Here is a 16,562-nt window from a genome sequence, read left to right as displayed (position 1 = left end):
CTTGGGAAGCCCGGGCACGGGGATTATTAATGGAACTGTTTGACTAAGGGGGAGTGATTTCCACATTGACGTTTTGCAATATTTCTGTTTTTTCAGTGCCGCTTTGCGGATCATCATACTTGACGGTAAACTGATACACACCTTCCTTGATATCATTTGGAGGAGTCAAAAATCTGCATTGAATACGGAATGCCGTTTGCGAAGAAATATCCATTCGATATGCATTTCCGAGATTGAAGGAGGTTATTTGATCGAGGTGGATTCCAGTAAGAGAAAAAAGACAACCGGGGGACTTTGCAAACTGTTTGGAAGCCCTGAAGGGAAGACAACTGCTGACGTTGAATTTTGGGGTCCGAGGATCTGGATGGAGCGTCAGCGCAAGCGTGTTGGTAACGTTTGCCGATTCCATTTTATAGGTAGCCAAAAGTTTGAGGGTTGCTTTCTCATTGGCCAGAACTTTTACGGCAGAAGACAGGATACAGTCAACACTGCATTCGGTGTTGGAAACGGGATTGATATGGCCGTGGCGAGCGTTCGAGGTGTATCCGCTTGCTTCATCAACCTGTACACCACTAATACGCACATCATCCCAACCGCTGGTCGCAACGTCTTTGGAAATGTTCAATTTGAAAGAGTCACCCGGCGCCAGAACATCCGGTGCAATGGAAAGCAACTTCAAATTCGGCGTGGGACTTTTTCCCTCAACGCGTATGTCAATCGGTACGATGAAAGTGTCCTGAGTAGTTTCCTCGTACAAGAGTATTCGATACTTCCCGAGAACTGGTACGTCGCTTCCCTTGATGACCACTGTGCAACTCGTAGCACTGATGCCGGTGACGGCTGCATATACCGGCGAAGGACCCGCCAAGTTGCAGCTTGCGTATGCCTTGTCAAGAGATTTTCCTTTCACCAATACCTGGGCAGTGGATTGAGCGTCCAATTGGATGGTGGTTGGAGTAATGGAGGCTACGGAAAACGGCGGTTTGTTGATGTCTGTGTCAACACATATGATACAGTCATCCAGCGTTTGAAATACTTGCCCATCGGCCAATATTTTAAAGCTGACGATAGCCATCGTGGAGGGGCCGATCACACTGTGGAAACTTTGCGGCACGAGAAAACTGAAAGTCCAATCGGAAAATTCAAAACCCCTTTGATAATCGATGACGGCGTGCGACTCACCACCTGGCAAAGTCAGCGTCAGATCATCTATTTTTGCCTTGGTCTGATCCACTTCGGAAATGGGCTGTACACGGATGACTCCTTCAGCCCCGACTTTCAAAAGCGGAGGCATGACAAAATTGATATCGATGGATGGCATAGAATTCCAAGGTTTTGGCTTGAGCGTGGCTGGATGCGGGTTGGTAACAATACCCGATTCTCCTTTGGAAAACCGGGCATGTGGACTGATTATGTCAGTTCTTCAAAATTGTATCAGAATTCCAAGAGCCGGTCATTGCGCGATCTGCGCGGTGGCGCCGCAAGATTTATTTTGACGCAGGGGAATTTCAAAAACCGGTGATCCTATCCTGGTGGAGAGAAGCGGGACTCGATCCCCCGGCAAGTCACCCGCTCTCCCGCTTTGATCGAAACTGATTGACTAAACGCTAATTTGCACAACGATGTTTTTCAGTACTTCTGTTTTTTCAGTTCCGCTTTGCGGATCATTATATTTGATGGTAAAATTATACAGACCTGGCTTGATATCATTCGGAGGAGTCAAAAATCTGCATTGGATTCGGAATGCTCTTCGTGCAAAAATATCCATTTGATATGCATTTCCGAGATTGACCGAGGTTATTTGATCGAGATTGGTTCCATTAAGAACAAAAAGAAAATTGGAGGACTTTATAAACTGTTTGCTAGCCGCGTGGGGTCGACAAGTGCTGACAGTGTATTTTGTGGTCCGAGGATCTGGACGGAGCGTCAGCGGAAGCGTGTTGGTAACATTTACCCAATTTCTTTTATAGAAAGCAAAAAGTTTGAGGGTTGCTTTTTCATTGAGCACGACTTTTACGGCAGTAGGCAGGATACAGTCAACGCTACATTCGGTGTTGGAAACGGGATTGATGTTGCCGTACTGAACGTTCGAGGTGCGCCCGCTTGCTTCATCAATCTGTACAACTCTGATATGTACATCATTCCAACCGCTGGTCCCAACGTCTTTGGAAATTCTCAATTTGAAAGAGTCACCCGGCGCCAGAACATCCGGTGTAATGGAAAGCAACTTCAATTTTGGCTCGGGACTTTTTTCCTCAATGTTTATGTCAATCGGTACGATGAAAGTGTCCTGAGTAGTTGCCTCGTACAAGATTATTCGATACTTCCCGGGAACTGATGCGTCGCTTCCTTTGATCTCCACTGTGCAATTCGTAGCACTAGCGGCTGTGATGGTTGCACCGGCCGGCAAAGGACCCGCCAGCTCGCAGCGTGGGTGTGCCTTGTCAAGAGAGGTTCCTGTCACCAACACCTGGGCAGTGGATTGAGCGTCCAATTGGATGGTGGTTGGAGTAATGGAAGTTACGTAAAAAGGCGGTCTGTTGACAGTAGTTTCAACAATTATAATATCGTTATCCGGCGTTTGAAATACTTGTCCCCCGGCCGATATTTTAAAGTTGACGATGGCCAATGAGGAGTGGCCGTGAAACATGAAACTTTCCGGCACAATAAAACTGAAAGCCCAATCGGAAAATTCAAAACCCCTTTGATAAGTCCAGACGGCCTCCGGCGCGTGATCTGGCGCAGTCAGCGTCAGATCATGTATTGTTGCCTTGGTCTGATCAACTCCAGGAATGGGCTGCACACTAATGACTGCTTCAGTCCCGACTTTCAAAATCGCGGGCAGGATAAAATTGATATTGATGGATGGCATAAAATTCCAGGGTTTGGGCTTGAGCGTGGCTGCAAGCGGGCGGGTAACAATACCCGGTTTTCCTTGGGGGAAAATCGAGCGCGGAGACTGATTGTATCAGTCACAATACGATTGTGTCAATATTTTTTGAATTGTATCAAACTTTCAAGAGCCGGTCATCCAGCGGTCTGCGCGTTCGCGCCGTAGGGCTTGAATTTTTCGAGCACGCGGTTCATTTCTGCGGTGTCCAAGATCGTTGGCGTTCCGGTGGCGCGGCCAGCAGGTACTGGTGCGCGCACCTCGGCCTCGACGGCGAGCGCGAAGGCGTGGGCGCAGGTTGGCGCCGATGGCGATCAGGCTGGAATTCGAACCCGCGGCCACTGCGCCTGATCTCGAGTCAAGTGCATGTGACCACACCCTGCCACTCTCCTGCATGCATCGCATCAAGTGTTTCCCCGGAAGTGAAACTGTTGGCTAAGGGGTAATTTTCACCCTGACGTTTTGCACTATTTTTGATTCTTCGACGCCGCTTTGCGGATCCTTGTACCTGACGGTAAACCGGTACACATTCTCAGGAATATCGGACGCTGAAGTCAAAAACCTGCATTGGATTCTGCTTGCGGTACGCGAGAGAATATTCATTTGATATGAATTTCCGAATTTGATGGAGGTTATTTGATCGAGGTTTTGCCCCATAAGGGAAAAACGGAAACCGGCGGCCTGGGCATCCGCTTTGGAAACCGTGGTGGGAGTGCAACTGCTGATGCTGAATGTTTTGGTCTGAGAACCTGGCACGAGCGTCATCTGAAGCGTGTTGGTCACATTCATCGGTTTTCCCTTGTAGGTAGCCGAAAGTGTGAGAGTCGCTTCTTCCTTGGCCGTCACTTCGAGCGAAGAAGGCACGCTACAGTTAATGCTGCCTTCGGTTTCGGAATCACCATTGACAGTGCCGTGGCTAACCTCCGCAGTGCCTCCGCCTGCTGCATCGATCTGTATATCTCCAATACGCACGTCGTCCCAACTGGCGGTAGCAACGTCTTTGGAAACTTCCAATTTGAAAGAGTCACCCGGCGAGAGATCATCCGGTGCAACGGAAAGCAGTTCCAATTTCAGCGTGGGAATTTTTTCCTCGATGTTTATGAAAGTCTGTATGAGGAAATTGTCACGAGTAACTACCTCGTACAACATGACTCGGTACTTCCCGAAAACCGATACGTCACTTCCTTTTATCACGACTGAGCAGGTTGTATTTCCCTCGCCGGTAACGGTTGCATTGACTGGCGAAGGACCCACCAAGGTGCATTTTGAGGATACCCTGCTAAGATTGTCTCCTGTCACCGATAGTTGAGCAGTGGATTGATCGTCCAATTCGACGGAGGTTGGAGTAATGGAATCTACGGAAAACGGCGATTTGTCGTCTACTATTTCAACATCTACAAGAAAGTCATCCGACGTATGAAATACCTCTCCATGCTGGGATAATAGTTTGAAGCTGATGGCAGCCGATACGGAGGGGCCGGGCAAACTGTGGAAACTTTGCGGCACGAAAAAACTGAAAGTCCAATTGCCTAATTCAAAACTCTCTTCGAAATTGGTAACGTCATGCGGATCACCATTTACCAAAAGCTTCAGCTCATATATTTTTGTTCTGGTCGGGTCCACTCCGAGAAGAGGATGTACGAAAACTATTCCTTCAGTCCCGATTTTCAAAGGAAGAGGCAGGACATCCTCTACATCTACGATTGGCATAAAGTTCCAGAGTTTTTGCTTGAGCGTTACCTCAAGCGTGTTGATGACATTCTTTGGAAAGACCGGATACGGGGATTGCGTGGGACTTTCAAAGACCGATGATCCTGGCGGAGAGGGTGGAACTCGAACCCACGGCAAGTCACCCGCTCTCCCGGTTTGATTGAAATGGATTGGCTAAGGAAGGATAACCGTCACCTGGATATTTTGCACCACTTTTGTTTGCTCGATGCCGGTATTCGGATCTTTATACCTGACGGTAAACTGGTACGGACCCGGCTGAATAGTACGCGGAGGAACAAAAAATTTGCATTGCATACTGAATGGTGTCCGCGTAAAAATACCCAGTTGATAGGAAGTCCCGAAATGGATGGCGATTATTTGATCGAGGTCGGTTCCCGTAAGATAAAAACGGAAATTGGTGCCCGTGATGGTCGTTTTGGCAACCGTGAATGGAAGACAGCCGCTGATTCTGAATGTTGAGGCCGGAGGAATTGGCCGGAGTGTCAGCGGAAGCGTGTTGGTAACATTTATCGGTTTTCCTTTATTAGTAGCCGAAAGTTTGAGGGTTGCTGCTTCCCTGACCTGAATTTTCGGGAGAGAAGACAGGGTACAGCGAACGCGGCATTCGGTGTTGGAAATGCGTATGATACCTTTGTGGGAAACGTCCATGGTGTACCCGCTTGCTGCATTAATCTTTATATCTCCAATACGTACGTCATTCCAACCGCAGGTAGCATCGTCTTTGGAAATTTCCAATGCGAAATTGTTACCCTGCCACAGAATATCCGGATCCATGGAAAGCAAGGTCAAATTCGGCAGGGGAATTTTCTTCTCGATATGTATGAAAGTCGGTGCAATGAAAGTGTCAGGAGTATCTTCCTCATCCACGCACAAGAGTATTCGATATGCCCCGAAAACTGATACATCGCTTCCTTTGATATCCACTGTGCAATTTGTAGCACTAGCGCCTGTGATGGTTGCATATACGGGCGAAGGACCCACCAGATTGCAGTTTGAGAATGTCTTGTCAAAACCGGTTCCCGTCAGCAACAGTTGGGCAGTGGATTGAGCGTCCAATTCGACGGAAGTTGGAGTAATGGAAGTTACGGAAAATGGCGATTTGTTGGTATCTATTCCAACCCATATAATGAAGTCATCCTGCGTTTGAAATATCTTCCCCTTGTCCGATATTTTAAATTTGATGGTGGCCAATGCGGCGGGCCCGGGCTCATTGAGGAAACTTTGCGGCACGAAAAAACTGAAAGTCCAATCAGCTGATGCAAAATCCCTTTGATACTGGACGACGGTATGCGACGCACCACCTGGAATATCCAGCGTCATATCATATATTATTGCCGTGGTCTGATCCACTCCGGGAATGGGTTGCACACTAATGAATCCTTCAGCCCCGACCTTCAACACCGCAGGCAGGACAAAATTGATATCTATGAATGATGACATGATAAGTTCCAGAGTTTTTGCTTGAGCGTCATCTCAAGCGTGTTGATGACATTCTTTGGGAAGATCGGACACGGAGATTTGTGTGGGACCTTCAAAGATCGGTGATCCTGGTGGAGAGGGCGGGCTCGAACCCACGGCAAGTCACCCGCTCTCCCGGTTTGATTGAAATTGATTGGCTAAGAGAGGGTAACCGTCACACGGATCTTTTGCACTACTACTGTTTGTTCGGTGCCGCTATTCGGATTCTTATATCTGACGGTAAACTGATACGTACCCGGCTGAATAGTACCCGGGGGAGTCAAAAATTTGCATTCCATTCTGTTTGATGTACGCGTAAAAATACTCAATTGATAGGAATCCCCGAACTGGATGGAGACTATTTGCTCGAAGTTGTCTCCCACAAAATGAAAACGGAAATTGGTGCTCGTTATAAACGCTTTGATAACCGTGAAGGGAGCGCAACTATTGATTCTGAATATTGAAGCCGGAGGACTTGGCCGGAGCGTCAGCGGAAGCATGTTGGTAACATTTATCGGTTTTCCTTTATTGGTAGCCGAAAGTTTGAGGGTTGCTGTTTCCTTGAGCCGAACTTTCGGGAGAGAAGACAGGGTGCAGTCAACGCGGCATTCGGTGTTGGAAACGTGTATGATACCTCTGTGGGAAACGTCCATGGTGTACCCGCTTGCTGCATTAATCTGTATATCTCCAATACGTACGTCATCCCAAGCACAGGTAGCATCGTCTTTGGAAATTTCCAATGAGAAATTGTTACCTTGCCACAGAATACTCGGATTCATGGAAAGCAAGGTCAAAATCGGTGGAAGAATTTTTTCTTCGATATGTATGAAAATCGGTGCGATGAAAGTGTCATGAGTGGCTTCTGCGAACAAGAGTATTCGATACGTCCCGAAAACTGATACATCGCTTCCTTCGATCGTCACTGAGCAATTTGTAGCACTAGCGCCGGTGATGGTTGCGCCTACTGACGAAGGACCCACCAAGTTGCAGTTTGAGTACGCCTTGTCAAAACCGGTTCCCGTCAGCAACAGTTTGGCAGTGGATTGAGCGTCCAATTTGACGGAGGTTGGAGTAATGGAAGCTACGGAAAACAGCGATTTGTCGGTATCGATTTCAACATATATAGTGCAGTCATCCCGAGTTTGAAATATATTCCCTCCGTCCGATACTTTAAATTTGATGGTAGTCAATGCTGCGGGTCCGGCCTCACTGAGAAAACTTTGCGGCACGAAAAAACTGAAAGTCCAATCGGCTGATGCAAAATCCCTTTGATACTGGACGACGGCATGCGACGCACCATCTGACACATCCAGCGTCATGTCATGTATTATTGCCGTGGCCTGATCCACTCCGGGAATGGGTTGCACACAAATGAATCCTTCAGCCCCGATATTCAACATCGTAGGCAGGACAAACTTGATATCTATGAATGATGGCATGATAAGTTCCAGAGTTTTTGCTTGAGCGTCATCTCAAGCGTGTTGATGACATTCTTTGGGAAGATCGGACACAGAGATTTGTGTGGGACCTTTAAAGACCGGTGATCCTGGTGGAGAGGGCGGGACTCGAACCCACGGCAAGTCACCCGCTCTCCCGCCTGGATTGAAACTGATTGCCTAAGAGGTAATTTCCACGGTGATGTTTTGCACTGTTTGTGATTGTTCGGTGCCGCTTTGCGGATCAATATACTTGACGGTAAACTGATACCTACCCGCCTGAATATCAGTCGGAGGAGGCAAAAATCTGCACTGGAATCCGTATGCTGTCTGCGATATAATACCCATTTGATATGAATTTGCGAACTTGATGGAGGTTATTTGATAGAGGTTGGTTCCCAAAAAACGAAAACGGAAACTGCCGGTCTTTACACGATCTTTGGGAACCGTGAAGGGCGCACAACACGTGATTTTGAATATGCGGGCATGAGGATCTGGCTGAATCGTCAGCGGAAACGTGTTTGTAACATTTATCGGTTTTCCTTCATAGGTAGCCGAAAGTTTGAGGGTTGCTTTTTCCTTGACCCGAACTCTTGGAACAGGATCCAGGGTACAGCCAAGGCTGCCTTCGGTGTTGGAGATACGTTTGATGCTGCCGTGGGGAGCGGCGCCCATGGTGCACCCGCTTGCCGTATTGATCCGTATATCTCCAATACGCACATCATCCCAACTGCTGGTAGCCTCGTCTTTGGAAATTTTCAATGTGAAAATGTCACCCGGCGACAGAGTATCCGGTGCACTGGAAAGCAAGGTCAAATTCGGCAGGGGAGCTTTTCCCTCGATATTTATGAAAATCGGTGCGATGAAAGTGTCCTGAGTAGTTGCATCGGACAAGAGTATTCGATACTTCCCGAGAACTGATACATCACTTCCTTGGATCACTACTGTGCAATTTGTAGCACTAGCGCCTGTGACAGTTGCACTTATGGGCGAAGGACCCGCCAGGTTGCAGTTTGAGAATGCCTTGTCAAGAGCGGTTCCTGTCACCGACAGTTGGGCAGTGGATTGAGCGTCCAATTTGACAGAGGTTGGAGTAATGGCAGTCACGGAAAACGGCGGTTTGTTGAGCTCTATGTCAACACATATAATATAGTCATCCATCGTTTGAAATACCTGTCCCCCGTCCAATACTTTAAAGTTGACGATGGCCGTTATGGAGGGTCCGGTTTCACTGATGAAACTTTGCGGCACGAAAAAACTGAAGGTCCAATCGGCTGATGCAAAATCCTTTTGATAATCGGTGACGACATGCGTCTGACCATCCAGCACAGTCAGCGTCAGCTCATCTATTTTTGCCTTGGTCTGATCCACCCCGGGGATGGGCTGCACACAAATGACTCCTTCAGAACCGATTTTCAACACGACAGGCATGACGAACTTGATATCTACGGGTGATGGCATGAAAGCTCCAGGGTTTTGGCGTGGGCGCGGCTGCAAGCAGGTTGGTAACAACACCCGGTTTTTCTTGGGGAAAACCGAGTGCGGGGACTGAATGTATCAATTCGTCTGGGATTGTATCAAATTTTTGAGAGCCGATCATCCAGCAGTCTGCGCGTTCGCGCCATAGGACTTGAATTTTTCGAGCACGCGGTTCATTTCTGCAATGTCCAGGATCGTTGGCGTTCCGGTGGCGCGGGCCAGCAGGTACTGGTGCGCGAGCGCCTCGACCTCGACGGCGAGCGCGAAGGCGCGGCGCAGGTCGGTGCCGATGGCGATCAGGCCGTGGTTCGCGAGCAGGCAGGCGCGCCGGTCTACGAGCGCGGCGAGCGCGTTGCGCGACAGCTCCTCGGTGCCGTAGGTGGCGTAGGGTGCGCAGCGGATGTCGTAGCCCCCGGCTGCGGCCACCATGTAGTGAAAGGCCGGGATCGCCTCGCGCTGCACGGCCAGCGCCGTGGCGTGCGTCGGATGGGCGTGCACCACCGCGCCGGCCTCGGGTCGGCAGGCGTAGATGTCGCGGTGGAAGCGCCATTCCGAGCTTGGCTTGAGCGGCCCGCTCCATTCGCCGTCCATGCGCATCCAGGCGAGCGATTCGGGGCGCATTTCGTCGTAATCGACGCCGCTCGGGCTGATCAGCAGGCCGGCTTCGTCGCCCTGCGCGCAGCGCGCGCTGATGTTGCCCGAGGTGCCTTGCGTCAGGCCGGCGCTGGCGAGCCGCTGGCAGTGCTGCACGATGGCTTGGCGCAGCGCGGTTTCGTTTTGTGGGGTGGGTGTCAGGGAGGTCATGGCGGTAGAGGTGGTGGGGGTGGGGAAGGATCAGCCGGCTGCGTCCGGTGTGTGCACGGCGCACAACGCGGCGCGCTCGGCGTCGATGAGCGCACGGTAGTCCGCGAGTTCGGACTGCACGCGCTGCGCCGACCAGCCCAGCAGCGGCGCCACGAGGTTGGCGGCGAATGGCGCGAGTGCGCGCGCGCCGTCGGGCAGTTCGATGGACAGGTGCGTGCGGCGCACCAGCAGGTCGGCCAGCGTTTGCGCGCCCTCGGCGCGCACCGCGTACACGAGTTCGGCGGTCAGGTAGTGCGCGGCGCCGGGCAGCGGCAGGCCCAGTTCGGGCTGCGCGTCGGCGAGCGCGAGCAGTTCGTGCACGCGGTCGCCGTGGCGTTGCAGCAGGCGCTCGGCCGCGGCGGCGCTCAGGCCAAGGCGCTGCGCGAGCTGCGCGCCGCTGCCCCGCACGGCGGCCCAGCGCGCGGCGCCCACGAGCGCCAGCGTGGCGGTGCGCGAGGGCGTGTCCACGCCCAGCGGCCGCAGCGCGGCGTCCACGGCGTCGCGGGCCATGCGGCGGTAGGTGGTGTATTTGCCGCCGACGATGGTCGTCAACCCGGCCGGCCCCGGGAGCACGGCGTGCTCGCGCGAGAGCGCGCTGGTCGTCTCCGCGTTCTCGCCCACCGGCTTGAGCAGCGGGCGCAGGCCGGCGTATGCGCCGAGCACGTCGGCGCGGCCGACCTTGCGCGCGAGGTAGCGGTTCAGGTTGTCGAGCAGGTAGTCCACGTCGGCGGCTTCGGCCACGGGCTGCGACTTGGCGCCGTTCCACGGCGAGTCCGTGGTGCCCACGAGCCAGTAGCCGTACCAGCGCCGGGCGATGATCACCGAGTCCGCGGCGCGCGCCAGGATTCCGCTTTCCGATTGCAGCGCGTCGGGCCGCAGCAGCAGGTGCACGCCCTTGGCCGGTTGCACGCGGAAGGTGTTCGCGCCCGCCAGCTGCTGCAATTCGTCGGCCCAGACGCCGGTGGCGTTGATCACCGCGCGCGCGGCGATGCGCTGCGTCGCGCCCGTCAGGGCGTCGCGCACCAGCACGCCGCAAACCCGGTCGCCGTCGCGCAGAAAACCGACCACCGGCGCGCGCGTAATCACCCGGGCGCCATGGCCCGCTGCGGTGCGCACCACGGCCAGCGTGTGCCGGGCGTCGTCCGTGAGCGCGTCGTGGTACTGGATTCCGCCGCGCACGCGCTGCGCGTCGATCGACGGAATATGCGCCTTCAGCCCGGCCCGGCTGAAATGCCTGGGCCGCGGGACCGCGCCGCCCTTGCGGCCGAAAAGCGCGTACAGCAGCACGCCCGCGCCCACGTAGGCGCGTTCCCAGAATGCGTGCGTGAGCGGGTAGACGAAGGCCTCGGGGTGCGCCATGTGCGGGCACAGGGTCTTGAGCAGCAGGTCGCGCTCTTCGATGGCCTGCGCGACCAGCCGGAAGTTCAGCTGTTCGAGGTAGCGCAGGCCGCCGTGGAAGGTTTTTCCCGAGCGCGACGAGGTGCCTGCGGCGATGTCGTCCGCGTCCAGCAGCACCACCGACAGGCCGCGCGCCGCCGCGTCGAGCGCGGCGCCGGCGCCGGTGACGCCGGCGCCGATCACCAGCAGGTCGGCGCAGCCGGCGCCCGCCGCGGCGAGGTCGCGGCTGCGCTGCGCGCAGTTCAACCAGGTCGGGTCGTGCGCGGCGGGCGCCGGGCTTGGGGGCTGCTGCGCCATCGCTGTTTCAGCAGGGGTGCGCCGGGGCTTCGCCCTGCAGGTAGCGCCGCACTTCTTCGGCGCACAGGCTGGCGGCGTACTTCACGGTCTTGATCGACGCGCCTGCAATATGCGGCGTGAGCGTCACGTGCGGATGGCGCAGCAGCGGGTCGGCCGGGTCGCAGGGCTCGGTGCCGAAGGTCTCCAGCGCCGCGCCGCGCAGCCTGCCGCTTTGCAGCGCGGCGTACAGCGCGGCGTAGTCGACCAGCGGGCCGCGCGCGGTGTTGATGAAGCAGGCGCCTTCCTTCATCTGCGCGAAAGCCTGCGCGTTCATGAAGCCGGTGGTCTCGGGCGTGACGCGCGCGTGCAGCGAGACCACGTCGGACTGCGCGAGCAATTCGGCCAGGTCAACCTGGAGCACGCCTGCGGCGCGGTCGGTGGCGTCGAGTTGCGCATAGGGGTCGCTCACCAGGATGCGGCAGCCGAAGGGCCGCAGCAGCTTGGTGACGCGGCTGCCGATATGGCCGTAGCCGATGAGTCCCAGCGTCTGGTTGCACAGCTCTTCGCCGGTGCGGTCGGCGCGGTAGAGGTCGCCGCGCCACTGGCCGTGCATCAGCGCCACGTGGCCCTGGGTGATGCGCCGCGTCTGCGCGAGGACCATGCCGATGGTGAATTCCGCCACCGCGCTCGCGTTGCGCCCCGGTGTGTACACCACGCGCAGGCCGTGCGTGCGCGCGGCCTGCATGTCGATGTTCACCGGGCCGCCGCGCGCGACCGCGAGCAGCCTGAGCTGCGCGCAGCGCGCGAGCATGCCGCAGGTCACGGGCGCCAAATGGTTCAGCAGCACCTCGGCGTCGCCGATGAAGGTGGCCAGCGTGTGCGGCGCGCCGAGGTATTCCCTCAGGCCCTGGAGTTGCGGGTCCTCGGCCTCGGCGCCGTAGCCGTGCACCGTGGGGGTGTCGGGCCAGTCGAGTTCCAGCGTGCGGACGTCCAGCTGCGCCTGCGGCAGGACCGCCCGCAGGGCGTCGCTGAAGTAGTGGGCTTTCATGAATTGGTCGCCGATGATGGCGAGTTTCAGATGTCTCATGCGCGGGTTCCTCGGCTTGCGGTGGCGGCGGCGCTCGCCGGGGGGGACCTTGCGGGCGCTGCGTCCGCAAGGCCGGTGGACGTGCCGCTGCGCAGCGCGCCCAGGGCGGCCCAGAGCGGGCGGCTGCGCGCTGCGGCCTGTTGGTAGAGCGGGAACAGCCTGTCGTACAGCGCTGTTTGCGCGGGGTCGGGCGCGGTGACGTGCGCGTCGAGGTGGCTGTCGACCCAGCGGGGCAGCGCGTCGCGCAGGCTCGCGTATTCGCCGATGGCGACGGCGGCGAGCAGCGCCGCGCCCGCAGCGCCGCATTCCTCGCGCCGGCTCACGCGCACCGGCCGGCCGGTGGCGTTGGCCAGCAGCTGGCGCAGCGCCGGGCTGCGCGCCGCGCCGCCTGCGAGGCGTATCTCTTCGGGTATCGGGCCGAACGCCGCGTAGCAGTCGCGCGCCGCGAAGACGATTCCCTCGTACACCGCGCGCGCCAGGCCGGACAAACCCAGGCTGGCGCCAAAGCCGCTGAGCTGCGCCCGCGCGCAGGGGTCTACGAAGGGGCCGCGCTCGCCGTTCTCGGCGACGTAGGGATGGAAGATCGCCTGCCCCGGCGCGGCGGCCAGCACGGCGTGGTCGAGCCGTTCGAGCAGCGCGGCGCGCGCGGGCACGGGGGCGCCCGCGAACTCGGCGGCCTGCGCCAGCAGCCCCAGGAGCCAGTCGATGTTGAGCGTGGCCGCCATATGCGACATCAGCCGCATGCACACGCCGGGCAGCGGCATGAGCATCGTGTAGCCGGCCTCGGCGCTGGGGCGGATGGCTTGCAGGTCGGTGCTCGCCCAGCCGTGCATTCCGGTGCTGCCGAGCACCGAGCAGCCGACGCTGCGCAGCAGGCCCTGCGGTCCATAGGCGATGCCGCCGCAGCCGAGCAGGGTCGCGGGAACGTCCATGGGCGCGGGCACCACCGGCGTTCCCGCGCGCAGGCCGGTGTCCTGCGCGGCCGCGCGCGTCAGCGGCGCATGCGCCGATCCGGGCGTGACGATGGGCGGCAGCAGGCGCGCGAGCTCGGGCAGGCCGAGCAGCGCGAGCACTTCTTCGTCGTAGGCGCCGCTGCGGTAGTTGCCGAAGGTGAAGATGGCCTCGGTGTTGCAGGTGCTGCGCACGCCGGTGGCCTGGAAGTAGAGCCAGTCCTTGCAATGCAGCGCGGTCGTGGCCCGCGCCAGGCGCTGCGGCGCGTGGCGGCGCAGCCACAGCAGCTGCCCGCTCTGCATCGACGCGTTGAGCGCTGCGCCGGTGCGTTCCGCGAGCGGCGCGGCGGCCGCGCTCGCGCGCAGCGCGGCGACCTCGCCCGCGGCGCGCGCGTCGAGCCAGAGCATGGCCGGTCCCACGGGCCGGCCTGCGGCGTCGATCAACCAGGTGCCGTCGCCCTGCGCCGTGGCCACGAGCGCGGCGCTGCGCCCGGCCAGGTCGGGCACCTGCTGCGCGAGCAGGCGCAGCGTGGCCGCGGTGTCCGCCCAGGTGCGGTCCATGTCCTGCTCGGCCGCGCCGTGCGCGCCGTAGAGCACGCGGTTCGGGGTGCTGGCCAGGCCCAGCTGCTGCCCTTCGCGGTCGAAGGCCACGGCCTTGATGACCGAGGTGCCGGCGTCAACGCCGATGATGAGGTCTTGCTGCTGCATGGTTTTGGGGCTCAGAGATCGGCGCCGTGCAGCAGGGCGCGTCCGCTGTGGCTGTCGAACAGGTGCAGCGCTGCCTGCGGCAGGTCCAGCGTGACGGGGCTGTGCTCGGCCAGATCGACCGCGCCGTCGGTCACCACGAGCAGCAGCGTCGGCCCCCCGAGGTGAATGCCGATATGGCTCTGGTCGCCCTGCCACTGGTTGAAGGCCAGTGTGCCGTGCAGCGTGTTCGTGTTGTCGCCCGCCGGCGCGGTGCCGACGCGCACCTTGTGCGGCCGCACGCCCAGATGCACTGCGTGCCCGTCGCGCAGGCCGTCCGCGGCGGGCACGCGGGCGCTGTCGCCCAGGTCCAGGCGCAGCGCCTCGGTGCCCGCCGCGGCGGGCAGAACGACCCCGATCCGGCTCCCGCGGCGCGACACCCGGGCCGGCAGCAGGTTCATCGCGGGCTCGCCGATGAAGCCGGCAACGAACAGGTTCGCCGGCCGCTCCTTGAGGTCCTCGGTCGTGGCGAACTGCTGCAACACGCCGTCGGACATCACCGCGATGCGGTCGGACAGCGCCATGGCCTCGGTCTGGTCGTGCGTCACGCACAGCACGGTCATCCGGTGCGCGACCAGATAGTCCTTGATGCGCGCGCGCAGCAGCGCGCGCAGCTGTGGCTCCAGTTGCGACATCGGCTCGTCGAGCAGGTGCAGGTCGGCGTGGCGTACCAGCGCGCGCGCCAGGCTCACGCGCTGCTGCTGTCCGCCGGAGAGCGTGGGCGGGTAGCTGTCGAGGATGTCCGTGATTTCGAGCAGTTCGGCGACCTGGCGCACGCGCGCGCGCACCTGCTCGCGCGGCGTCTTGCCGCGCAGCAGGCTGAAGGCGATGTTCTCGTGCACGCTCAGCGGCGGGTACAGCGCGTAGCCCTCGAAGGCCATGGCCACGTTGCGTTCGGCGGGTGCGAGCTGGTCGATGGCCCGGTCGCCGATGCGGATGCTGCCTTCGCTGAGCGTCTCGAAGCCGGCGATCATGCGCAGCGTCGAGGTCTTGCCGCAGCCCGACGAGCCGAGCAGCGAGACGATTTCGCCGTCGCCGATCTGCATGTTCACCGACTTCACCACGTACCTGTCCGCGCGGTCGTAGATCTTGCTGACGTTCCGGAGGGTGACGCATGCCATGGCTGGGAGTCCTGGTTCGGCCGGCTTCAGACGCGCGCCCCGCTGACCGGGTCGAAGAACATGCTGCGCCCGGGCGCGAGCGTGGCGAAGCCGCGCAGGTGCCCGCGCTGCGCGGCGAGGGCGGGGTCCTCGGGCCGGCTCGACAGCAGTTCCACGCCGTCGTCGGTCCTGAGCAGCGCGACGGTGCGCACGTTCATCGGCATCGCCGCCTCCAGGGTCACGGGCAGCGCGCCGGGGCGGGGGTCGGTGCCGAACAGCAGGTCCTCGGGGCGCACGCCGAGCACGCAGCGGCGGCCCGCGAGGTCGGCGCGCGGCTCGGGCAGGGCCAGCGCCCGGGCGCCAATGGGCACTTCCAGCGCACCGCCCGGGCCCGGGCGGCGGCGCGGCGTCACCTCCAGGAGGTTCATCGGCGGGTCGCCGAACAGGCGCGCCACCGCGCGGCTTTGCGGATTGTGGTAGACGCCGGCGGGCGAGTCGATCTGCTGGAAACGGCCGTCCACCAGCACGCCGATGCGGTCGCCGAGCGCCAGCGCTTCGCGGTAGTCCTGCGTCACGTAGAGCACCGTCGAGCCGAAGGCCCGGAACAGCTTCGGGAACTCGATCCGCATCTCGAAGCGGATCTTCGCGTCCACGTTGCGCAGCGGGTCGTCGAGCAGAAGCATCTGCGGCCTGTGCACCAGGCTGCGCGCCAGCGCGGTGCGCTGCTTCTGGCCGTTGGACAGCTGCCGGGGGCTGTGGCCGAGCACCGGCCCGATGCGCAGCAGCGCCGCCACCTCCCGGACCTGCTGCGCGATCGCGGCCTCGTCCATCCTGCGCGCGCGCAGCGGGCTGGCGATGTTCTCGAACGCGCTCATGTGCGGGTAGAGCGCGAAGTTCTGGAAGGCCATGGCCACGTCGCGCTGCTGCGCGCCGGCGTCCCCGGCCGGCTGGCCGTCGATCCAGACCTGGCCCGCGTCGGGCGTCAGCAGGCCGGCGATGTGGCGCAGCAGCGTGGTCTTGCCCGATCCCGAACCGCCGAACACCACCAGGCATTCGCCGCGCTGCACCTCCAGGTCGAGGCCGTCGAGAACCTGCTTGCGGCCAAAGCCCTTGGACAGGCCGCTGATTTTCAGATGGGGCATGCGGGGTTCCTTGCGCGCTTTCATTGCA

At 59.0% G+C, this 16,562-nt stretch carries 13 protein-coding genes; all 13 read right to left on the bottom strand.

All coding sequences use genetic code 11. From position 1 onward, the window contains the following. Positions 1-43 precede the first annotated feature (43 nt). Positions 44-1,321, bottom strand: coding sequence for a hypothetical protein (locus D5041_RS01045; protein ID WP_265283644.1), 1,278 nt, complete (start codon positions 1,319-1,321; stop codon positions 44-46). A 279-nt stretch (positions 1,322-1,600) separates the two neighbouring features. Continuing rightward, the gene (locus D5041_RS01040; protein WP_265283643.1) at positions 1,601-2,872 is read right to left on the bottom strand and encodes a hypothetical protein; all 1,272 of its coding nucleotides are present in this window, start codon (positions 2,870-2,872) and stop codon (positions 1,601-1,603) included. Between the two features lie 155 nt (positions 2,873-3,027). Next, entirely contained in the window at positions 3,028-3,150 is a 123-nt protein-coding gene (locus D5041_RS01035) for a hypothetical protein (RefSeq protein ID WP_265283642.1), read from the bottom strand. Between the two features lie 175 nt (positions 3,151-3,325). Next, positions 3,326-4,600, bottom strand: coding sequence for a hypothetical protein (locus D5041_RS01030; RefSeq protein WP_265283641.1), 1,275 nt, complete (start codon positions 4,598-4,600; stop codon positions 3,326-3,328). Positions 4,601-4,774: 174 nt separating this feature from the next. Then, on the bottom strand, positions 4,775-6,061 hold the full coding sequence (locus tag D5041_RS01025; protein ID WP_265283640.1) for a hypothetical protein: 1,287 nt from the start codon (positions 6,059-6,061) through the stop codon (positions 4,775-4,777). Positions 6,062-6,237: 176 nt separating this feature from the next. Then, positions 6,238-7,518 carry a hypothetical protein gene (locus D5041_RS01020; protein WP_138927801.1) on the bottom strand — a complete coding sequence of 427 codons (1,281 nt, stop codon included), beginning with the start codon at positions 7,516-7,518 and terminating at the stop codon, positions 6,238-6,240. A gap of 177 nt (positions 7,519-7,695) precedes the next feature. Beyond that, positions 7,696-8,976, bottom strand: coding sequence for a hypothetical protein (locus D5041_RS01015; protein ID WP_265282005.1), 1,281 nt, complete (start codon positions 8,974-8,976; stop codon positions 7,696-7,698). A 135-nt stretch (positions 8,977-9,111) separates the two neighbouring features. Continuing rightward, positions 9,112-9,798, bottom strand: a complete 687-nt coding sequence (locus tag D5041_RS01010) for a class II aldolase/adducin family protein (RefSeq protein WP_010101602.1) — start codon at positions 9,796-9,798, stop codon at positions 9,112-9,114. A 30-nt stretch (positions 9,799-9,828) separates the two neighbouring features. Further along, complete coding sequence (locus tag D5041_RS01005; protein ID WP_265283639.1) at positions 9,829-11,532, bottom strand: glycerol-3-phosphate dehydrogenase/oxidase; 1,704 nt, start codon at positions 11,530-11,532, stop codon at positions 9,829-9,831. Between the two features lie 7 nt (positions 11,533-11,539). After that, positions 11,540-12,598 (bottom strand): 2-hydroxyacid dehydrogenase, encoded by a 1,059-nt coding sequence (locus tag D5041_RS01000; protein ID WP_265258645.1) that lies wholly within the window; start codon positions 12,596-12,598, stop codon positions 11,540-11,542. Next, on the bottom strand, positions 12,595-14,256 hold the full coding sequence (locus D5041_RS00995; protein ID WP_265283638.1) for an FGGY-family carbohydrate kinase: 1,662 nt from the start codon (positions 14,254-14,256) through the stop codon (positions 12,595-12,597). The genes D5041_RS01000 and D5041_RS00995 overlap by 4 nt, the downstream gene beginning before the upstream one ends. Before the next feature lie 11 nt (positions 14,257-14,267). Further along, positions 14,268-15,413, bottom strand: a complete 1,146-nt coding sequence (locus D5041_RS00990; protein WP_265283637.1) for an ABC transporter ATP-binding protein — start codon at positions 15,411-15,413, stop codon at positions 14,268-14,270. A 26-nt stretch (positions 15,414-15,439) separates the two neighbouring features. Beyond that, on the bottom strand, positions 15,440-16,534 hold the full coding sequence (locus D5041_RS00985) for an ABC transporter ATP-binding protein (RefSeq protein WP_265283636.1): 1,095 nt from the start codon (positions 16,532-16,534) through the stop codon (positions 15,440-15,442). Positions 16,535-16,562 lie beyond the last annotated feature (28 nt).

The organism is Verminephrobacter aporrectodeae subsp. tuberculatae (assembly GCF_026127385.1).
Classification (GTDB): Bacteria; Pseudomonadota; Gammaproteobacteria; order Burkholderiales; family Burkholderiaceae_C; genus Acidovorax; species Acidovorax aporrectodeae.
The sequence above is the reverse complement of the archived record's forward strand: the minus strand, read 5'-3'. Positions and strand labels throughout refer to the sequence as shown.